Origin of the sequence: Streptococcus sp. (assembly GCF_030528045.1) — a bacterium.
Taxonomy (GTDB): Bacteria; Bacillota; Bacilli; order Lactobacillales; family Streptococcaceae; genus Streptococcus.
Genome location: NZ_JAUMZR010000040.1, coordinates 1 through 19,073, shown reverse-complemented (window position 1 = coordinate 19,073; position 19,073 = coordinate 1). Strand labels below are relative to the sequence as shown.

At 41.2% G+C, this 19,073-nt stretch carries 18 protein-coding genes and 3 pseudogenes; 7 read left to right on the top strand and 14 right to left on the bottom strand.

All coding sequences use genetic code 11. The features are described from left to right. Nucleotides 1–62: 62 nt before the first annotated feature. Nucleotides 63–167: pseudogene (locus Q4A91_RS09355) on the top strand (LPXTG cell wall anchor domain-containing protein); the annotation flags it as partial. Between the two features lie 69 nt (nucleotides 168–236). Here Q4A91_RS09355 and mraY read toward each other — a convergent pair. Genes mraY through rsmH form a run of 4 tightly spaced genes read right to left on the bottom strand, consistent with a single transcriptional unit; the run spans nucleotide 237 to nucleotide 4,756 of the window. Then, entirely contained in the window at nucleotides 237–1,217 is a 981-nt protein-coding gene (gene mraY, locus Q4A91_RS07820; protein WP_044020241.1) for a phospho-N-acetylmuramoyl-pentapeptide-transferase, read from the bottom strand. Nucleotide 1,218: 1 nt separating this feature from the next. Then, nucleotides 1,219–3,474 (bottom strand): penicillin-binding protein PBP2X, encoded by a 2,256-nt coding sequence (pbp2X, locus tag Q4A91_RS07815; protein WP_303212517.1) that lies wholly within the window; start codon nucleotides 3,472–3,474, stop codon nucleotides 1,219–1,221. 3 nt (nucleotides 3,475–3,477) lie between these two features. Further along, the gene (gene ftsL / locus Q4A91_RS07810) at nucleotides 3,478–3,795 is read right to left on the bottom strand and encodes a cell division protein FtsL (RefSeq protein WP_303212516.1); all 318 of its coding nucleotides are present in this window, start codon (nucleotides 3,793–3,795) and stop codon (nucleotides 3,478–3,480) included. 10 nt (nucleotides 3,796–3,805) lie between these two features. Then, the gene (gene rsmH, locus Q4A91_RS07805) at nucleotides 3,806–4,756 is read right to left on the bottom strand and encodes a 16S rRNA (cytosine(1402)-N(4))-methyltransferase RsmH (protein WP_303212515.1); all 951 of its coding nucleotides are present in this window, start codon (nucleotides 4,754–4,756) and stop codon (nucleotides 3,806–3,808) included. Nucleotides 4,757–4,918: 162 nt separating this feature from the next. Between rsmH and Q4A91_RS07800 the strand changes: the two genes are divergently transcribed. Genes Q4A91_RS07800 through Q4A91_RS07785 form a run of 4 tightly spaced genes read left to right on the top strand, consistent with a single transcriptional unit; the run spans nucleotide 4,919 to nucleotide 6,575 of the window. Beyond that, nucleotides 4,919–5,113: a helix-turn-helix transcriptional regulator gene (locus tag Q4A91_RS07800; RefSeq protein ID WP_001082470.1), complete on the top strand. Its 195-nt coding sequence runs from the start codon at nucleotides 4,919–4,921 to the stop codon at nucleotides 5,111–5,113. 15 nt (nucleotides 5,114–5,128) lie between these two features. Next, the gene (locus tag Q4A91_RS07795) at nucleotides 5,129–5,671 is read left to right on the top strand and encodes a DUF3278 domain-containing protein (RefSeq protein WP_303212514.1); all 543 of its coding nucleotides are present in this window, start codon (nucleotides 5,129–5,131) and stop codon (nucleotides 5,669–5,671) included. Between the two features lie 10 nt (nucleotides 5,672–5,681). Further along, the gene (locus Q4A91_RS07790) at nucleotides 5,682–6,023 is read left to right on the top strand and encodes a hypothetical protein (RefSeq protein WP_303212513.1); all 342 of its coding nucleotides are present in this window, start codon (nucleotides 5,682–5,684) and stop codon (nucleotides 6,021–6,023) included. Between the two features lie 12 nt (nucleotides 6,024–6,035). Beyond that, entirely contained in the window at nucleotides 6,036–6,575 is a 540-nt protein-coding gene (locus tag Q4A91_RS07785) for a DUF3278 domain-containing protein (RefSeq protein WP_303212512.1), read from the top strand. 113 nt (nucleotides 6,576–6,688) lie between these two features. Here Q4A91_RS07785 and Q4A91_RS07780 read toward each other — a convergent pair whose 3' ends face one another. The 10 genes and pseudogenes from Q4A91_RS07780 to Q4A91_RS07735 form a co-directional block, all read right to left on the bottom strand. Beyond that, nucleotides 6,689–7,294 carry a TipC family immunity protein gene (locus tag Q4A91_RS07780; protein ID WP_303212511.1) on the bottom strand — a complete coding sequence of 202 codons (606 nt, stop codon included), beginning with the start codon at nucleotides 7,292–7,294 and terminating at the stop codon, nucleotides 6,689–6,691. Nucleotides 7,295–7,304: 10 nt separating this feature from the next. Beyond that, nucleotides 7,305–7,772, bottom strand: a complete 468-nt coding sequence (locus Q4A91_RS07775) for a hypothetical protein (protein ID WP_303212510.1) — start codon at nucleotides 7,770–7,772, stop codon at nucleotides 7,305–7,307. Then, the gene (locus Q4A91_RS07770) at nucleotides 7,769–8,383 is read right to left on the bottom strand and encodes a TipC family immunity protein (protein WP_303212509.1); all 615 of its coding nucleotides are present in this window, start codon (nucleotides 8,381–8,383) and stop codon (nucleotides 7,769–7,771) included. The genes Q4A91_RS07775 and Q4A91_RS07770 overlap by 4 nt, the downstream gene beginning before the upstream one ends. A gap of 4 nt (nucleotides 8,384–8,387) precedes the next feature. After that, nucleotides 8,388–9,002, bottom strand: a complete 615-nt coding sequence (locus Q4A91_RS07765; RefSeq protein ID WP_303212519.1) for a TipC family immunity protein — start codon at nucleotides 9,000–9,002, stop codon at nucleotides 8,388–8,390. 4 nt (nucleotides 9,003–9,006) lie between these two features. After that, nucleotides 9,007–9,624, bottom strand: a complete 618-nt coding sequence (locus Q4A91_RS07760; protein WP_303212518.1) for a TipC family immunity protein — start codon at nucleotides 9,622–9,624, stop codon at nucleotides 9,007–9,009. A 23-nt stretch (nucleotides 9,625–9,647) separates the two neighbouring features. Continuing rightward, entirely contained in the window at nucleotides 9,648–10,115 is a 468-nt protein-coding gene (locus Q4A91_RS07755) for a hypothetical protein (RefSeq protein WP_303212508.1), read from the bottom strand. Next, nucleotides 10,112–10,723, bottom strand: a complete 612-nt coding sequence (locus Q4A91_RS07750; protein WP_303212507.1) for a TipC family immunity protein — start codon at nucleotides 10,721–10,723, stop codon at nucleotides 10,112–10,114. Before Q4A91_RS07750 ends, Q4A91_RS07755 begins: the two co-directional genes overlap by 4 nt. Nucleotides 10,724–10,733: 10 nt before the next feature. Further along, nucleotides 10,734–12,374 (bottom strand): annotated as a pseudogene (locus Q4A91_RS07745) (T7SS effector LXG polymorphic toxin). Then, the gene (locus Q4A91_RS07740) at nucleotides 12,364–12,723 is read right to left on the bottom strand and encodes a DUF3958 family protein (protein ID WP_303212506.1); all 360 of its coding nucleotides are present in this window, start codon (nucleotides 12,721–12,723) and stop codon (nucleotides 12,364–12,366) included. The pseudogene Q4A91_RS07745 and the gene Q4A91_RS07740 overlap by 11 nt, the downstream one beginning before the upstream one ends. Beyond that, nucleotides 12,720–12,998 carry a TIGR04197 family type VII secretion effector gene (locus tag Q4A91_RS07735; protein ID WP_303212505.1) on the bottom strand — a complete coding sequence of 93 codons (279 nt, stop codon included), beginning with the start codon at nucleotides 12,996–12,998 and terminating at the stop codon, nucleotides 12,720–12,722. The genes Q4A91_RS07740 and Q4A91_RS07735 overlap by 4 nt, the downstream gene beginning before the upstream one ends. 201 nt (nucleotides 12,999–13,199) lie before the next feature. Between Q4A91_RS07735 and Q4A91_RS07730 the strand changes: the two genes are divergently transcribed. Beyond that, nucleotides 13,200–13,676 carry a glutathione peroxidase gene (locus tag Q4A91_RS07730; RefSeq protein WP_303212504.1) on the top strand — a complete coding sequence of 159 codons (477 nt, stop codon included), beginning with the start codon at nucleotides 13,200–13,202 and terminating at the stop codon, nucleotides 13,674–13,676. A 342-nt stretch (nucleotides 13,677–14,018) separates the two neighbouring features. Beyond that, a pseudogene (locus Q4A91_RS07725) lies at nucleotides 14,019–19,073 on the top strand (alpha-L-fucosidase); the annotation flags it as partial.

Here is a 19,073-nt window from a genome sequence, read left to right as displayed (position 1 = left end):
GTGTTAGTGTAGAACACTTTATAATTTCTGTCTAGTTTAGTGTAACCTATTCAGAACAACTTCCAGCAACAGGAGAAGCGTCCAACCCACTCCTCTTCTTAGCAGGACTCAGCCTAGCCCTTACAGCTACTTTTATGTTAAAAGGAAGAAAGGATGACTCCAACTAACCTTTAAGCACACAAAAACAGGATGAAGATCACCTTCATCCTGTTTTATTTTGTCATCAAAAGTTAGTTTTACAGTAGGTATAAAAAGACTAAGGTCAAGAGACTTGCTAGAAGCCCAACTCCCCAAAAGAAGAAGTCAACCTTCCACTCGCTCCAAGGATTGCCCTTGCCTGAGAATCCTCCAAGCTCAAAATGGTGATGCACAGGTGTCATACGGAAAATACGCTTCCCACCACTAAGTTTAAAGTAGGTAACCTGCATCATAACAGAGCTTGTCTCAAAGACATAGATAATCCCAATCAGCAAAAGGGTCCATTCTTGATGGAGGGCCATAGAGATTGCTGCCAGCATCCCACCTAGAGCCAAACTTCCCACATCTCCCATGAAAACCTTGGCAGGCTTATGGTTAAAGACGAAGAAACCTAGCAAACCACCAATCATGGCAAGAATCACAAGAAGGATATCCAGTTGATTTTGCATATAAGCAATCACACCGTAGGCCGATAAGCTAATCACCACTGAAATACTTGCTAAGCCGTCAATCCCGTCCGTCAGATTCACCGCATTTGAAAAGCCAACTAGCCAGAAAAGGGCAAAGAAAATATAGAAAATTCCCAGATGAACTTGGTAGCCAAAAACTGAAAGCATATCGCCACCACGCTCATAAAAGAGGTAGAAGATCACTCCTCCAAGGAGCTGGAGAGCAAGCTTTTGCTTGGGATTTAAGCCTTCGTTGATCTTTCGAAAGACCTTGAGGAAATCATCCAAAAAACCTACCAAACCATATAAAACCAAGATAAACAAAATCATGCCTACATTGTTGGTCAATTGTTGGGTAAAGAGAGCGACAAGGAAACTCACTACTACTGCAACAATCAGGAAGACAAGACCTCCCATGGTTGGAGTCCCAGCTTTAGCTTGGTGTTGCTTGACGTCCTCGTGCATCTGCTGACCCGTAATCTGTGCTTTTCGATAAAATCGGATAAAGGCTGGAATACCTATCAAGGTCAATAGAAAGGCTAGAACTCCAGCACTAATGGAACTAATCATCTTAATCTCCTAAAGTTATTTTCATTTTTTTAATGTCTTTGAGAGCTGTATTGGCACGGACACTTTGTTTCTTGACCGTTTTGCCACTACCTTCCCACTCGACTTCTATATTCAGCCATTTGGCAAATGTTTGCACATTTTCATCTGTCCAGCCGTACATATCAGGCATTTCTTCGACCTTATCTGACAGGATCAAGATCTGCTGATTGGCTTCCAAATTATCTCCTTCAGAAACCGAGAGTTCCTTGATCTTGGTTCCTGTTCCGATAACGATTGGTTGGACAAGGTTGCGACGCAATTCCTCTGCTAGGTCACCCGGAGTAAAGTCCTTGGTAGCTGGCATGGCATAGCTTGTCGTCTTGCTGACCTGATCCAAGCTCTTGGCAGTTGACTGAAGATTGAGGGATTCTTTCATAGCAGAAGCTCGCTCAAGGATTGGGTTGGCAAACTCCCCAAGCTGAACACCTGAATAATGCTCTGGCTGTTGCACCGTTACATAGAGAATAAAGTCAGGATTCTCTGCAGGATGCATTGACACAACAGAGAAGATATAGTTGGTTTCACCTGTCAGGTAACCCCCATTCTTCTCATCGGCAATCTGAGCTGTCCCTGATTTCAGGGCAACATTTTGCCCCGGAACATTGACATTTGGTTTTCCTATGCTGTGGTTATACATGGTACCGTAGACAGGATCTGTTCCGACCATGACCATGTGCTCCCGAGTAGAGGACGCTGCTGCTTTTGACACAGGATTTCCGACAATTTCCTTTTGAGACTTACGAACAGACTGGTCATTTGGATCATAAAGAGCACTGATAAATTTCGGCTCCAACATAACCCCATCGTTGGCAATAGCTGTAAAGGCACGAAGCATCTGGGTCTGGGTAACAGAAATCCCTTGTCCAAATGAACTCATGGCGATATTGACAATGTTATCAGCAGGCAATTGACCTGTGTACTCATCCGCCAGACCAAAACGGGTCGGCACCCCAAACTTAAAGCGGTTAAGGTAGTCCAGCCAAGTTGTATCCCCCATCTTTTGCTCAAGCAAGGTCATCCCGATATTACTTGAGTGGGCAAATCCTTGAGAGAAGGTCATGGTGCCACCACTCGTCAATCCTTCATTGACGTCCCAGTCTCGAATGGTCGCATCTGCTATTTTCAATTCGCTACTGTTAAAGTATTCGCCACCAGGGAAGGTATTATTATCAATGGCTGAGGCCAACATCATCACCTTCATGGTCGATCCTGGCTCGTAGTTACTTTGATAGAGGATATCACGCCAGACAAAGTCTTTTGTGATGCCATCCTTGGTATCTGCGTTAAAGGTTGGCCGTTGAGTTGTAGCCAGGATTTCCCCTGTCTTAGCGCTAACCAAGGTAGCTGTCATATACTTGCCTTTTACCTTTTCCTGAAAGGCATCCATCTGTGTTTCCATAAAGGATTGCAAGGGACTAGAAAGGGTTGTGTACACATCCTTTCCATCTACCGTTTGTTGGGAAGCCTGATCTGTACCCGGAACAATATTTCCCAGACGATCTTTCTCATAGGTGATGATCCCATCTGTACCCGCCAGAATGTTATTTAAAGAACTCTCCAATCCAGATGTCCCAATCAAACGTTTGGTGCCATCCTCATTTTCATGGAGTTGCGCTAAACCGATAAAGGAAGAAGCAAACTGTCCATTGGGATAACTACGGTTAGTGCTAGTTGTAAAGTCAACTCCCTCAACACCAGCAGTTTTGAGGTCATTTTTAATAGCCATCATATTGGCATAGGTGATCCCATTTCCCTTGGTACCAAAGGATACCTGTTTCAGATCTGGTTGAGAAAGCTGTTCTTTGACATAAGACTCCTCCATATCCAGATACTTATGGAAAATTTCAGCCACCTTATTAAATTGAGAATCCTCTACATAGAGAATTTTGCCTGTTGCTGACTTGTAGGTCTTGTCAATAACAGCATAGATATTATAAGAAGTTGCATCCTCAGCAATAGGTGTCCCATTTCGATCATATATGGTTCCCCGTTTTGCAGGAATCGTCTTGGTTGTTTGATGGACCTTGTTTGCTTCTTGAACCAAGTCCTTACCAAATTTTTTACCCGTTCCGATAATGACCGCAAAGTTGACCAAAAAGACAGCGAAGAGTATGACAGCCAATAAACTCAGGCTTTTCCCTACTCTTCGACGATTTTCTTCTGGAGATTTACGGTTACGAACGGCATAACGGATGATTTTTTCTTTCCACTGTTTCATTTCTTACTCCGCTGCTCGGATATTTTCGTTATTCAGCTGCAAATCCTTGGAGTTTGCAATCTCTTTCAAACGTTCTGAACGAATCAATTCATTGACCTCTTGCTTGGCATCGTCTAGCTCTATTTTCTTTTCTTCGATTTGAGCATTGACCTTGGTCAATTCATTCTGAACTTGTAATAGCTTGGTTTGCATAAACACAACGCTAATAGCCAGGATAATCATTGTTGCAGCAATCGAAACATAGAAGGCCTTTTCCACACGTGAAAAACCTTTAAACTTCGTTTGCAATAACTGGCTTGTTTTTTCGATTCTTTCTGCCATGTTTTTCCTCTTACTTGTGAATTTTTCTAGCCACGCGCAACTTGGCTGAATGCGAACGATTGTTGGCTTCTAGCTCTTCGGCACTTGGCAAGATTGGCTTGCGGGATACCAATTCCATCTTGGGCTTAAGGTCATCTGGAATGAAGGGCAAGCCTTTGGGAACTTCCACTGTTGAAGCTTCTTTGATTAATTGCTTGGTCAAACGATCTTCCAACGAATGGAAGGTAATGACCGAGATTCTCCCATCCAGAGCCAGCATGTCCATGGCCTGCTGGATAGATTCATCTGCAGCGCCCAGCTCATCATTGACTTCGATTCGGATAGCCTGGAAAATCTGCTTGGCAGGGTGCCCCTTTTTCTTGAGCTCCTTGGCAGGCTTGGCCGACTTGATAATCTCTGCCAACTCCGTCGTCGTCTCAATGGGTTTCACCTCACGCGCTTGCTCAATCTTACGGGCAATCTGTTTAGAAAATTTATCCTCACCATACTTGAAAAAGATCCGAACCAGGTCATGATAGTCATAATGATTGACCACCTCATAGGCCGTCAGACTAGCTTCCTGATTCATCCGCATATCCAGTGGCGCATCCTTTTTATAAGAAAAACCACGTTCACGCTGATCTAGCTGAGGACTGGACACACCCAAGTCATAACAAATTCCATCAATTTCCTGGACATCAGCCTCCTGCAAACGTGCCTGCAAATGACGGAAGTTATCCTTGATAAAGGTTACCATCCCCTTTTCGATATAGGGTGCCAACCGTTTTTGCGCATTGTCAATGGCATTCTGGTCCTGGTCAAAGGCATAGAGATGCCCTTTTTCGCTCAATTTACTTAATAAATATTCGCTATGGCCTGCTCCGCCCAAAGTCGCATCAACGTAGATACCGTCAGGTTTTACGTCAAGCATATCAATCGTTTCATGAAGCAAGACCGTTACATGATGAAATTCTTTTGTCATATCTTATCTATTTTACCACAAATCTGACCAGCTTGCACTTGTCAGACAAGGCTAAGTTTCTTCGAAAAAAATTCTCAAAAATATGTCTTATATACTTGACATCTCTTCCCCGAAAGAATATAATATAGTCAAATATATACGACATATTAGAAAGAAGACCCTATGAATCGTGTCAAAGAATTCCGCAAGGAACTGGGCATTTCCCAGCTCGAGCTCGCCAAAGATATCGGTGTCTCGAGACAGACCATCAACATGATTGAAAACGACAAGTACAATCCAACCCTGGAACTCTGTCTCAATCTCGCCCGCAGCCTCCAAACGGACCTTAACAGTCTCTTTTGGGAAGACGATTTTTAAAAAAGGAGAAAACAAATGAAAAAAGAAACTCTCACTGACAAACTCATCAAACGCACATACGGCATTTCTGGCCCCCTTGACGAACACAAACGGCGCGAGGCCGATCGTATCGGGAATCAGGTCTTTATCGTTCTCTTTTATCTCATGATATTTGGCAACCTCATCCCCTTTGTCCTTGCTTATAAATACCCACAAATTGTCGCTATCAGCTATCCTCTCGTGGTGTTTGGTATTTCGATGATGGCTACCCTCTATGTAGTCTCCCAAACCAAGAAAACGGGCATCACAGCTATTGATCCCGAAATGTTGAGTCAGAAAGAAAGTAAACAACTGCATTTTCCTGGTCTAAAAGCCGGTCTAATCTATGGTATGGGCATATTCTTTGGAATACCGCTTCTGAATGTCCTAACCGATGATAGCAAGGATTATCTGGGTTCTCTTTTAAATACAGGGCATTTTGTATCAACTATCCTAGCTACCTTCTTCTTCGGAGTGATCATACAAATTATCGTCTCTCTTCGCATTCGAAAAGCCAAGAAAGACCAAGAAGACGACTAGGAGGTACCTTATGAAATCACTAGCTAGACTACTGATCAGTCATGTTTTTATCAGTATCTTTGTTACCTTTTTCTTACTTTCTGGACATATTGAGCATCCCTTCTTGATTATCTTTCTTTTATTCCTTCCTGTATTGAACAAGGGGCAGAGATTCCAGAAAATCCAATCAAAAAAAATACGTCTTCTAAACGCATCTCTCTGTTTTATCCTCGTATCCTTTCCACAACTTTTAACAAATCCTATGGATTGTAGATACCTGGTATTTCTAATAATCTGTATCATTTTTAGTTTGGTCTACTTCTATACTCTCTATCAACTCTTTAAAGAAGTCAATCAAAAATCGCTCATTTAGGAGGTTACTCCCATGAAAAAAGAAGATTTCACCACTCGCTTACTCAAACTATTCTTTCACATACAAGGGCCTTTTGATGAATGCCGTCAAGAGATGATTTACAAGGCTTGTGCCCGCGCCTTGATCCAAATCGTATACTCCTCCCTCCTACTCTTCTTGTTCTATCTCCTATTTGGACGCTTCATAAAGTTGGTTCGAGATGCCATGCCCTACCTCTATTTTGGACTTATCTTCGTCCTCTCATCCAGGGCGAGACTAGCAGTTCGCGACTTACATTTAGACAAGGATGACCAGTCCGAAATCCATCACAAAAGCTACAGCAAAAGCCAAATTAACCTTCGTAGTTGGGGTGTATTCATCAGTATTCAGCTTGGTCTCTTCCTCTTACTAATCTTTCATAAACTCTTTGTTCAGCATCTCCCCCTCGACACCTTTTGGGACAATCTCTCCCAGTTCGATAAAATGCTCCCTTTACTAGTGTTGGGATTGGGTATTGGTGCCATCTTTGGAACCATGACCTATGCCTTTTTATCGGAATACGTTAAAAAATAGAGCAAGATTCGCTAATTTTTTAATTTATAGGCAAAGAATCCCACCTAGTTCGTTCTAGGTGGGATTTCCACTTCAATTCATAGGATATTTTCCAAAATATCTACTGACCCTCGTCACCAATTCTCCCACTGGGTTTCAATCTTGACATCGCCATAGTTGCTTGGCGAGTACTTGCTGTCATAGATGGTACACCAGTCTTTTAAAACCTTCTGATTGACAATTTCGTCGTAGTAAGAATCCAAATCCTTAGCAGTGATACCGTACTGCTCTAGGTAGGATTTTACCTGAGCTTCGTCTTCGATATAACTATCCTCATTTCCTGATATCACAATCTGAATTGACTTTGTGATTGTTTTAGTATTTGGATTATATTTGTTAACCATCCATAGCTTCGTACCATCAGCTATTTTTCTCTCAAATGAAACAAACAGTTTACTATACGCTTTCTCAAAATTAAATCCAACTCTCAGTTCAAGATAATCCTCTGGAGGAGTCTTATACTTTCCTAAAGGGCTATATTTAAAATAATCTCCATCACTTGGCCAGACATCATCAATTTCAAAACCTTCTATATTTCTTAAAATATTATTTGTGCGATAGGTTTTCTCTGTTTCCTGATAGATTTCATCAAAAATGTTTTTAGGTTGTTTAGAAAAAAAGTAAAGACAAACTGATACAAGTAATACTACTATTGTTAAAACACCTAGAATTTTCTTCATAGATTTCCTCCTAGTCCGCCACGGCTTCCAAGCGATTTAAAAATTTGGACACACCTGGATAGTTACTTTCAATATATGCTTTAATAGCGTCTTCCCCTTTTTCCATAACCTCTAATGGAAGGATACTGGAGTAAATAGTGCTTCTAACCTCTTTCCAATTCTTATTTTTCAAAAATTCTCTTTCTCTAAGAGTCGAATCTTTTTGAAGATCAGCATAGTAAGAAGATATGGCTTGGTCATAGAATTGTCCCTGTTGCATACGGCCGATAAGATTGACCGAGTCCAAATCAGCCTTGTAATCATCCTCGCCGATGCTTGGTTTCATATCATTTGCATTAAATGTCGTGTCTCTCTCCCATCCAGAAAGGTTCTTGACATGTTCTCTACCGCCATAGACGTCGGATAACTGAAATCTGCCAGGATTTAGATGAGTAGCCATAGTGATGGACTGGTGGGTGAAGTCTGCGTGGCCTATCACCAATTCTCCCACTGGGTTTCGACTTTCACCTCGCCATAATTGCTTGGCGAGTATTTACTGTCATAAATCGAGCACCAATCTTTCAGGACTTTCTGATTTACGATTTCGTCGTAGTATGAATCCAAATCCTTGGCAGTGATACCATACTGCTCTAGGTAGGATTTCACCTGAGCTTCGTCTTCGATGTAAGTTTCTGTATCTGCTTTCTTTAATCCTATTTTGACAAATTTTTTTAAAACACGATCCTTACGAGTATAGTTATCCCATATTCTAACTCTAACATTTGGCCCAATTCGTTTTTCAAATGAGATTGAACTTAATTGTGTTTTTGTAGTAAAATTAAAACCAATTTCAATTTCAAAATACTCTTCTGGGGTATGTTCTTTACTATAAGTTCCAAATGGATAATATTTAGAATACTCTCCATCACTTGGACAATCCGGTCTAATTTCAAAGCCTTCTATATTTCTTAAAATATTATTTGACCGATAAGTCTTCTCTGTCTCCTGGTAGATTTCATCAAAAATGTTTTTAGGTTGATGAATGAAAAAGTAGAAACAGGATAATACAATTATCACGAATAAGACTACTAGGCCTAGGATTTTCTTCATATTGTCACCAATTCTCCCACTGGGTTTCAACTTTGACATCGCCATAATTGCTTGGCGAGTACTTGCTGTCATAAATCGAACACCAATCTTTCAAGACTTTCTGGTTAACGATTTCGTCATAGTCCTTCTCTAATTCTTCTTTGGAAATATTATTTTTTCTTAAATATTCTCTTACTTTTTCTTCATCATCAATAAATTGACCTGGTTGCCTTGGCTCTTCAAAAATCGCAAGCTCCTTTTGAATTACTTTCTTTTTTATATTATAGTGTGCTGAATACCATAGGGTAATATCTGAATTAATCCTTTTTTCAAAACGAATCGTCATCCCTTTAATACCTTTTCCAAAATTAAAGCTAATTTTAATTTTAGAGTAATTACTAGGAGTCGTTTTGTTGTCGTAAATTCCAAACGGATTATTAGATATATTTGGATCATCACTTGGCCAGACATCGTCAATTTCAAAGCCATCTATTTTTCTTAAAATATTATTTGACCGATAAGTCTTCTCCGTCTCCTGATAAATCTCATCAAAAATGTTTTTAGGTTGACTAGTAAAAAAGTAGAAACAGGATGATACGATTATCACGAATAAGGCTACTATGCCGAGGATTTTCTTCATATTATCACCAATTCTCCCACTGGGTTTCAACCTTGACATCGCCATAGTTGCTTGGCGAGTACTTGCTGTCATAAATGGTACACCAGTCCTTCAAGACTTTCTGATTGACGATTTCGTCGTAATAAGAATCCAAGTCCTTGGCAGTGATACCATACTGCTCTAGATAGGATTTTACTTGCTCTTCGTCTTCGATATAAGTTTCCGATCTATTTTCATAAATCAGAATTTTTTTAACTAATACTTTTTTCTTAAATTCGTAATGAATAACAAAGTTAATTTTTTCTCCTGAGTTAGCATATCTTTCAAACCAAATATTTACACCTTTACTACTACCATCAAAATTAAACCGTAGTTCTAAATTCTTCACATCGCTTCCAAGAGAAGAATCATCGTATGTTATTATTGATTGATACTTATCCGTTTCATTCATATTCGAATCATAAAGCTTTCGATTTTTTACTGTCACATTTTTTAAGTCTTTGAAGTTATAATGGCCCAAATAATTTTTTGCTGTTTCTTGGTAAATCTCATCAAAAATGTTTTTAGGTTGTTTAGGAAAAAAGTAAAAACAAAATAATACAACTAGTAAGACTAAAGCTAATAAACTGAATATTTTCTTCATCATCCTCCTACTCCATCATCCTCCTACTCCGCCACGGCTTCCAAGCGGTTTAAAAACTTGGATACATCTTGATAGTTACTTTCAATATATGCTTTAATAGCATCTTCTCCTTTTTCCATAACCTCTAATGGTAGAATACTAGCATAGATAGTGCTTCTGACCTGCTTCCAATCTTTATTTTTCAAGAATTCTCTTTCTCTCTGAGAGGTGTCTTTTTGTAGATCAGCATAATAGGAAGATATGGCTTGGTCATAGGATTGTCCCTGTTTCATACGGCCGATAAGGTTGACCGAGTCCAAATCCGCCTTGTAGTCATCCTCTCCGATACTTGGCTTCATATCGTTTGCATTAAAGGTCGTGTCTCCTTCCCAGCCTGAAAGATTCTTGACACGCTCTCTACCGCCAGAGAGATCGGCTAACTGAACTTGATTAGGATTAAGGTGAGTCGCCATAGTGATGGACTGGTGGGTGAAGTCTGCATGACCTGTCACCAATTCTCCCACTGCGTTTCAATCTTGACCTCACCATAATTGCTTGGTGAATACTTACTGTCATAAATCGAACACCAATCTTTCAGGACTTTCTGGTTGACGATTTCGTCGTAGTAAGAATCCAAATCCTTAGCAGTGATACCATACTGCTCTAGGTAGGATTTCACCTGAGCTTCGTCTTCGATAGATTTATCAGTTCCATCTTGGTTTATGAGTAACTGTACATTTTTTTGAAATAATTTTTCTTTTGTAAGATACCTACCAAAAATGAAAATTCTTAGCCCATTACTTAATTCCTTCTCAAAAGAAACGAAGACTGTATTTGTATCTTTTGTAAAATGAAATATTAAATCAATATTTTTATAGTCATGTGGAGTTTTCTGTTTTTGATAAAGTACATAAGAATAAAATTTAGAATCATCATCATACTCTTGATATTTATGTACTTCGACGTCTTTCAACTGGTTAAAAATATTATTACCAAGATAAGTCTTCTCTGTCTCCTGATAGATTTCATCAAAAATGTTTTTAGGTTGATGAATAAAAAAGTAGAAACAGGATAATACAATTAGTACAAAAAAAGCTACTAAACCTAATATTTTTTTCATCATCATCCTCCTAATCCGCCACGACTTCCAAGCGATTTAAAAATGTAGAGACATCTGGATAGTTACTTTCGATATATGCTTTAAGAGCATCCTCTCCATCTAGCTTAATATCCGTTGGTCGCAAACTATCATAAATAGTATTCCTGACTTTATTCCAATCCTTATTTTTTAAGAATTCCCTTTCTCTCAGAGAAGAATCCTTTTGTAGATCAGCATAGTAAGAAGAGATTGCTTGGTCATAGGATTGCCCATTTTGCATACGACCGATGAGGTTAACCGAGTCCAAATCCGCCTTGTAGTCATCTTCTCCGATACTTGGCTTCATATCATTTGCATTAAAGGTCGTGTCTCCCTCCCAGCCAGAAAGGTCCTTGACATGCTCTCTACTACCACCATAGATATCGGCTAACTGAACTTGATTAGGATTAAGATGAGTAGCCATAGTGATGGATTGGTGGGTGAAGTCTGCGTGACCTGCTCCGTTGTTGGAATAGGCCTTTAACTTGCTGTCCCAAAACTTATCAAAATCATCCACCTTACCGTAAGCTTCTTTATATTCACTTTTAGCTAACTTATATTTTTTTGGAGTGGCAGTTCTCATTTTAGTTGAAGAATTTCCTCCACCAGATAGTTTATGCTGTAATCTAAGATTATAATACAGTTCTTTGGCCTTTTCTTCTTTCAATCCCAGTTCTTGAAAGATTTCAAGAACTGATTTCAAAGTTCTCAATTTTTGGCCTGTATTCGGATCACTCACAAATTCGTAATAAAAATATTGCCACAATCCACCTGCCGTTTCGTTCCACTTAAAGTCATCATAGTTGGCCGCACCGACGACTCGCAAAAAGATATAGTCACGGAACTCTTGACTTGAGGTTGGGAACTTCTTGTCTATTCCTTGCTTGATGGTCAAGAGTTGCTGGGCTGTTTCTGCATCAAAGCCGTATTCTGCCATCACGGTCTGGACAAAGGCCTTCTCTTAACGACTGAGCTTCATATCCTTTGTGTCAGAATAGGCAGATAGGTAGTTGGCCCAAGTCAGGTCAGATGGAATTTTAAAGACCCCTTGCTTTGCATCCCAGCTCGATTCGATCTGGGCCAGCCCACGACTCAACTGTACATCGATACTGTCTAGTTCATCGAACAGTCCTCCTGAATAGCTATCATAGGCACGCAGGTCTCTCAAGATTGTTTCATAGACACGTTTATTCGCGTGGTGTCCTCGCATGAGTTCCACATTACTGCGTCTCAATCTCCCTTTTTCTTCACTATCCATGGTCAAGGAAGAAAGGGATTGGTTGACTTCATCTAGATAGGCGATCATTTGCTCTTCCTGACGGATCTTATCAAGCAGATCATCCTCGCGCCAACTCTTGCTGTCGACCATCGTTTGGTAGTCTTCTGGTAATTTCTTGATAGCTTGGGAGAAGGTTTCTGCATAGAGTTGTCCCCCTTTGCTCAAGGGCAATAAGACACTTGCAAAAAAACTTCTAGCCGAATTATAAGCATCGCCCTTTAGACTCTCTGTATCCTCTGAAAACTTTTGGATGGCTGATTGCAAGTCTTGATAAGCCTCCACCTGAGATCGACACATGGTCGCTACACTCGAACTTTGTAGTTGTGATTGTTCCAAATACATATCAATGCCCATGTCGTTTCTCCTCCTCTCTTTCTAGTTCCTTGCGTCTTTCATAGTAAACCGCATCCAAGTCTCCCTCTAACCGGAATTTTTCTTTTTTCAAATCATCCATGTGGTAGGCAAGGTCCTCAAAGATTTGGTTTTTGAGTTGGTTTCTTTGCAGGAGCGTTTTTTCCAACTGTCCTGCGTATCGGCTCTGATAGGCCGTCTCCCACAAATCACTTTGATAACGGTGACTAGCTCTATCATACCCTTCAAAGGTTTCTAGCAGTTCTTTGGTGCGATACTTCTCTTTTCCATTGTCTTCTAGCTGGTACAAGAGTTCTCGCTCTCTGTTCTTCAACTCATCCAACTTGCTCATGCATGACTCCTAAAACTATTGGCACCCGCTTCATCTAGCGCCTCAAAATCGCTCGCTACAGAGTGCAGTCGTTCTGAAGTTAGCGTGACAGCAGTTGTAATTTGACTAGCTAGATTTTGATCCTTTGTCAGACATTGATAGGCCTTGTTATTCCCTTGAAGGGTTGTTAAGTCATCTTGACTAGTCGCAGCAATCGCTGTTAACGATTGACAAGCATTTTTCAGCTGAGTCGCATAGGTTTGCGCAAGATTTATATCACTTTTTACTGTTGACATGGCTGTTTTATCCTTTTTCTCATTCCCTAGTGATAGGTACACTCCATTTAGCTATATAGGCCTATTATACCATGTTTCATAAAAGGAGCATCATTTTGTCCTGATTTATGTACAATTGTGTATTATTTTGACAACTTCTCTCATCCAACTCGACGAAAAGGGTGAAAACTGTTACAATGTAGAAAAAGAAAAGAGGCTCTCATGACTTCACTCTATGATTTTTCCGTTTTGAACCAAAATAATCAAGCAACTCCCCTGGATAGCTATCGTGGCAAAGTTCTCTTGATTGTCAACACTGCTACAGGATGTGGTTTAACGCCCCAGTACCAGGGACTTCAAGAACTCTATGACCGCTATCAAGATCAGGGCTTTGAAATCCTAGATTTCCCTTGCAATCAGTTTATGGGACAAGCACCCGGCAGCGCAGAGGAAATCAATAGCTTCTGCAGCCTTCACTATCAGACAACTTTCCCTCGCTTTGCCAAGATCAAGGTCAACGGCAAGGAAGCAGATCCTCTTTATGTTTGGCTAAAAGACCAGAAATCTGGCCCACTAGGAAAACGAATCGAATGGAATTTTGCTAAGTTTCTCATTGGTCGAGATGGGCAAGTCCTTGAGCGCTTCTCTTCCAAAACAGACCCCCAAACCATCCAAGAGTTTATCCAAAAATTACTCTAATTTCTTTTTAAAATGTATCCTTTCATTTAGTTTGAGCCATGAAAGGATGCGTTTTTTCTTTGAAAAGTAACTGATTTTCTTTAATTTATATTTATTTTTTTGCTTTTTGCTCTTGCAATTCTTTCATTAATTTAGTATATTTTTTATATTAAAAGTTTTCAGTCATTTTAAGTGTGAAATGACCTTTTAAATTTTTTTATCTTAAAATGAAAGCGCTTTATAAACAGGAGGTGAGGTGGCTTACAAATTATCAGAGAGTTTTTTCATTAAATCAGGTTGTAACCAAGTCAGACTTGGGCTTGGGCAGTAGCTGACTGCCTTTCTAAAAACTAGGAGTATATTATGAATCGATACCTTTTTGAAAAAGGGCAAACATTTAGCATTCGGAAGTTGACTGTAGGTTAGGTGTGGCATCTGTTATCGTGGGACTGGCATTTTTTGCTTCTGGAATCGTGCGTGCAGACGAAACGTCTCCTGCCACGACATCCAATTTAAATCAGCAAATGAAACAAGTCGCAGATATAGAAGAGACCAAGGCTGAACCAGTCAAAGAAGAAGACCGTGTAGAGACTGAAAAACAAGAAACACCTGCTGCTGATAGCAACAGTGCTGACTTGCTCCCTGAAGACATTCAGGACCGTGCCTATCTCGACACACCTGTCAAAGAACTCGATACGACTACTATCGTTAACCAGAAAGCTAGTCCAAAAGTAGAAACTGAGAGCATTCTAAAGGATAAGGAAGAAGTTCCAAAAGAAGCTGAGAACGGAAACCGTGCCATCATTAACGGTGGACAAGACCTCAAACACATCAACTACGAGGGACAACCTGCTACTGCTGCTACTATGGTTTACAGCACCTACAATGCAGGGGAGCAACGCTACCTCGTTTCAGGATCTGGTATCTTTGTAGCACCTAACCTGATCCTTACCGTTGCTCATAACTTCCTAGAGGCCAATAAAGAAACTGGCGAAGGTCACATTCGTAGTGGAAAATCTGCCCAGTTCTACTATAATGTTGGTTCAAACAGCAAAAAAAACATTCACTGCCATCTTCTGGAACTACGGTTTTATTCAGAGAAAAAGACATCCATTTCTGGAATAAGAAAGAGTTTGGAAAAGGCTATAAGAACGACCTTGCTCTTGTAGAAGCTCCTATTCCTCTTCCGGTTGCTAGTCCAAACAAAGCAGCTACTTTTGCGCCTTTAGCGGATCACAAGACGCATCAGCCTGGAGAAGCCATCAGTACGATTGGCCACCCAACTGACTCGAGCTCAAAAGAACTGAAACAACCTATCCTAGCTGGTCAGCTTTACAAGGCAGATGGGACTATCCGATCTGTTGAGCCCTATGATGATAAGGGAACGACTGGTATCACCTACAAAACCACTTCTGTATCTGGTTTGTCTGGTGGCGGGATTGTCGATAGCCAAGGAAAAGTTCTGGGGGTTCACCAACACGGAACCGTTGACAATGGTGTGGCTGAAAAGGATCGCTTTGGTGGCGGACTCGTCCTTTCACCTGAACAACTGAAATGGGTTAAGGACTTGATTGCCAAACACGGTGTGAAAGGCTGGTACCAAGGAGATAACGGAAATCGTTACTATTTTACTGATGAGGGGCGTATGCTTCGGAATGAGAAAGCTGTTATTGGAAGCAACGAATATTCCTTCAACCAAGATGGGATTGCTACCTTGACCAAGGGAGTTGAATACGGTCGTGTGGTTATCCAACACGAAGACGAAGAAGGAAATCCTGTCAAAGATAATGACACCTTTATCGAACAGACAGCTGTTGATTCGCCATTTGACTATAATTTCAAAAAAGAAATCGAGAAAACGAACTTCTACCAGAAGAATAAAGACAAATACGAAATTGTATCCATTGATGGCGTAGCAGTCAATAAACAACTAAAGGATGCTTGGGCTGAAGAGCACAATGTTGTCAGCAAAGCGCCTGCCGGTACACGTGTCATCAAGGTAGTTTATAAAGTCAACAAAGGCTCCTTCAAAGTTTACTACCGTCAAAAAGGAACCACTACTGAACTAGCGGAAGCGACAGTTGATAACAATGACGGCCAAGAGTATGACGTTTCCTTTGTCAACACCTTCCATGCAAAAGACATTGCTGGCTACCGTCCAGTCAAAACTAGTCTGGAAGCAACCATCCAGCAAAAAGGTGTTAATGAGATCGTCTTTGAATACGAACCGATCACTGATACGACTAATCTTGCCACGCCAACTCCTCCAGTCGCTCATCCAGAAGATAAAGAAACTGAGATTGGCAATCATGGACCTCTTCCAAGCAAGGCTCAACTCGATTACCACAAGGAAGAATTGGCAGCCTTCATCCACTATGGAATGAACACCTATACCAATTCTGAATGGGGAAATGGGAAAGGAGAACCCCGATACTTCAATCCAACCAACTTGGATACTGACCAGTGGATTCGCACTCTGAAGGAAACTGGCTTCAAACGAACCATTATGGTTGTTAAACACCACGACGGATTCGTTGCTTATCCATCTAAGTACACCAACCATACCGTAGCTGCTAGCCCATGGAAAGATGGTAAGGGTGACCTTCTCGAAGAAGTTTCCAAGTCTGCTAGCAAGTATGACATGAATATGGGTGTTTACTTGTCACCATGGGATGCTAATCATCCAAAATACCATGTTGCAACCGAAAAAGAATACAACCAATACTATCTCAACCAGCTGAAAGAAATCCTTGGTAATCCAAAATACGGTAATAAAGGGAAATTTATCGAGGTTTGGATGGACGGTGCGCGTGGTAGCGGTGCCCAAAAAGTAACCTATACCTTTGATGAATGGTTCAAATACATCAAAGAAGCTGAAGGAGATATCGCTATCTTCTCTGCTCAACCAACAAGCGTTCGCTGGATCGGAAATGAACGAGGTATCGCAGGTGACCCTGTCTGGCATAAAGTCAAAAGGGCCAACATCACAGACGATGTGAAAAACGAATACCTCAACCATGGTGACCCTGATGGTGATATGTACTCTGTAGGGGAAGCTGACGTTTCGATCCGTTCAGGCTGGTTCTACCATGACAATCAACAGCCGAAATCACTCAAAGAGTTGATGGATATCTACTTCAAGTCTGTTGGTCGTGGAACGCCACTCCTTCTCAATATTCCACCAAATAAAGAAGGAAAATTTGCAGATGCGGATGTGGCTCGCTTGAAGGAATTCAAAGCAACCCTAGACCAAATGTATGCGACTGACTTTGCCAAAGGTGCCACTGTAACAGCAAGTTCTACTCGTCAAAACCATCTCTACAAGGAAAGCCACCTCACAGACGGTAAAGATGACACCAGCTGGGCCCTCTCAAATGATGCCACAACCGGTAGCTTTACAGTCGATTTGGGGCAAAAGAGACGCTTTGACGTCGTTGAACTCAAGGAAGACATCGCCAAAGGTCAACGTATCTCTGGTTTCAAGATTGAAGTCGAAATCAACGGACGTTGGGTGACATACGGCGAAGGTTCGACCGTTGGTTACCGTCGCTTGGTTCAAGGCAAGCCTGTAGAAGCACAAAAAATCCGTGTAACCATCACCGGTGCTCAAGCAACCCCAATCTTAACCAACTTCTCAGTCTACAAGACACCAAGCAGCATTGAAAAGACAGATGGCTACCCTCTTGGACTTGAATACCACTCAAACACAACGGCAGATACAGCTGGAACAACTTGGTACAATGAATCTGAAGGGGTTCGTAGCACTTCTATGTGGACCAATCAAAAAGATGCCAAAGTTAGCTATACCTTCACAGGAACCAAGGCCTATGTCGTCTCTACAGTCGATCCAGGTCACGGAGAAATGTCCGTCTACGTTGATGGTCAAAAGGTTGCAGATGTGCAAACTAAGAATGCTAGCCGTAAACGCAGCCAAAAAGTCTTTGAGACAGGCGATTTAGCACCTGGCCAACATACTATTACTCTTGTAAACAAGACAGGCGAACCAATTGCTACAGAAGGAATCTACACCCTAAACAATGATAGTAAAGGAATGTTTGAACTCGAGTCTACTAACTACGAAGTCGAAAAAGGAAAACCAGTCACTGTTAAGATTAAACGTGTTGGTGGAAGCAAGGGGGCTGCTACTGTGCGCTTCATCACAGAACCTGGAACTGGGGTTCACGGTAAAGTTTACCAAGATACAACTCAAGATGTGACCTTTAAAGATGGAGAAACAGAAAAGACTGTTACCATCCCAACGATTGACTTTACAGAACAGGCCGACTCTGTCTTTGACTTCAAAGCCAAGCTCACTTCTGTCACTGATGGTGCCCTGCTCGGTTTTGCTACAGATGCAACCATCCAAGTGATGAAAGCTGAATTGCTAATCAAAGACCAAACAAATTATGATGACCAAGCTAGTCAGTTGGATTATAGTCCTGGCTGGCACCATGAAACCAATTCGGCAGATAAATACCAAAAGACGGAGTCTTGGGCTTCCTTTGGTCGCTTAACTGATGAGCAAAAGAAAAAGACAACTGTCACAGCCTACTTCTACGGTACTGGACTTGATATCAAGGGCTATGTTGATCCAAATCACGGTATCTACAAAGTCTTCCTAGATGGCAAAGAAGTTCCTTACCAAGATGGAATGGGAAATGCTTCAACCATTGATGGCAAGAAATACTTTAGCGGTCGTACAGCCCAACGTCAAGGCAATCAAACTCTGGTTAGCTTAAAAGGTCTGGACGAAAACTTGCACGCAGTCACCCTTCAACTAGATCCTGATCGAAACGATTTGTCTCAAAATATCGGTATTCAAGTGGACCAATTCATCACTCGTGGCGAAGGTAGCGAACTCTACAGCAAGGCAGATATCATCCAGTCTATCTCAAAATGGAAAGACGATCTGTCCAACTTTGATCCAGCAGGCTTGAAAAATACGGCTACTGCACGCCAAGCTTTCCAAGCAAATCTAGAAAAATTGAGAAACCAACTCAGTGCTGATGCAGTGGATGTTCAAGAAGTCATGTTGACAGTCAGTGCCCTACAAGATATCCTATCCAAGGACGAGAACTATCAAAGAGGCCAAGAGGAACCTAGTCCAGAGCAACCGGAACAGCCAGAAGAACCTGAGAAACCTGACCAGCCTGAGCAACCAGCTGAACCAAAACAACCGGAAATTGAGTATGATAAGGCTATGGACAGCTTGACGAAAGCTATCGAGAAAAAAGTCGCTGAGCTTGGATCCAACAAGGAAGCTAAGAAGAAATTGTTAGCAATTGCTGACCAAGCCATTGCTGCAATCCAAGAAGCTAAAACTCAGGAAGCAGTCAATCAAGCGCTAAAAACTGCTCTCGAACAAATCAGCAAGCTCGAAGCAGCTCAGCCTGAGAAACCTGCTCAACCTGAAAAACC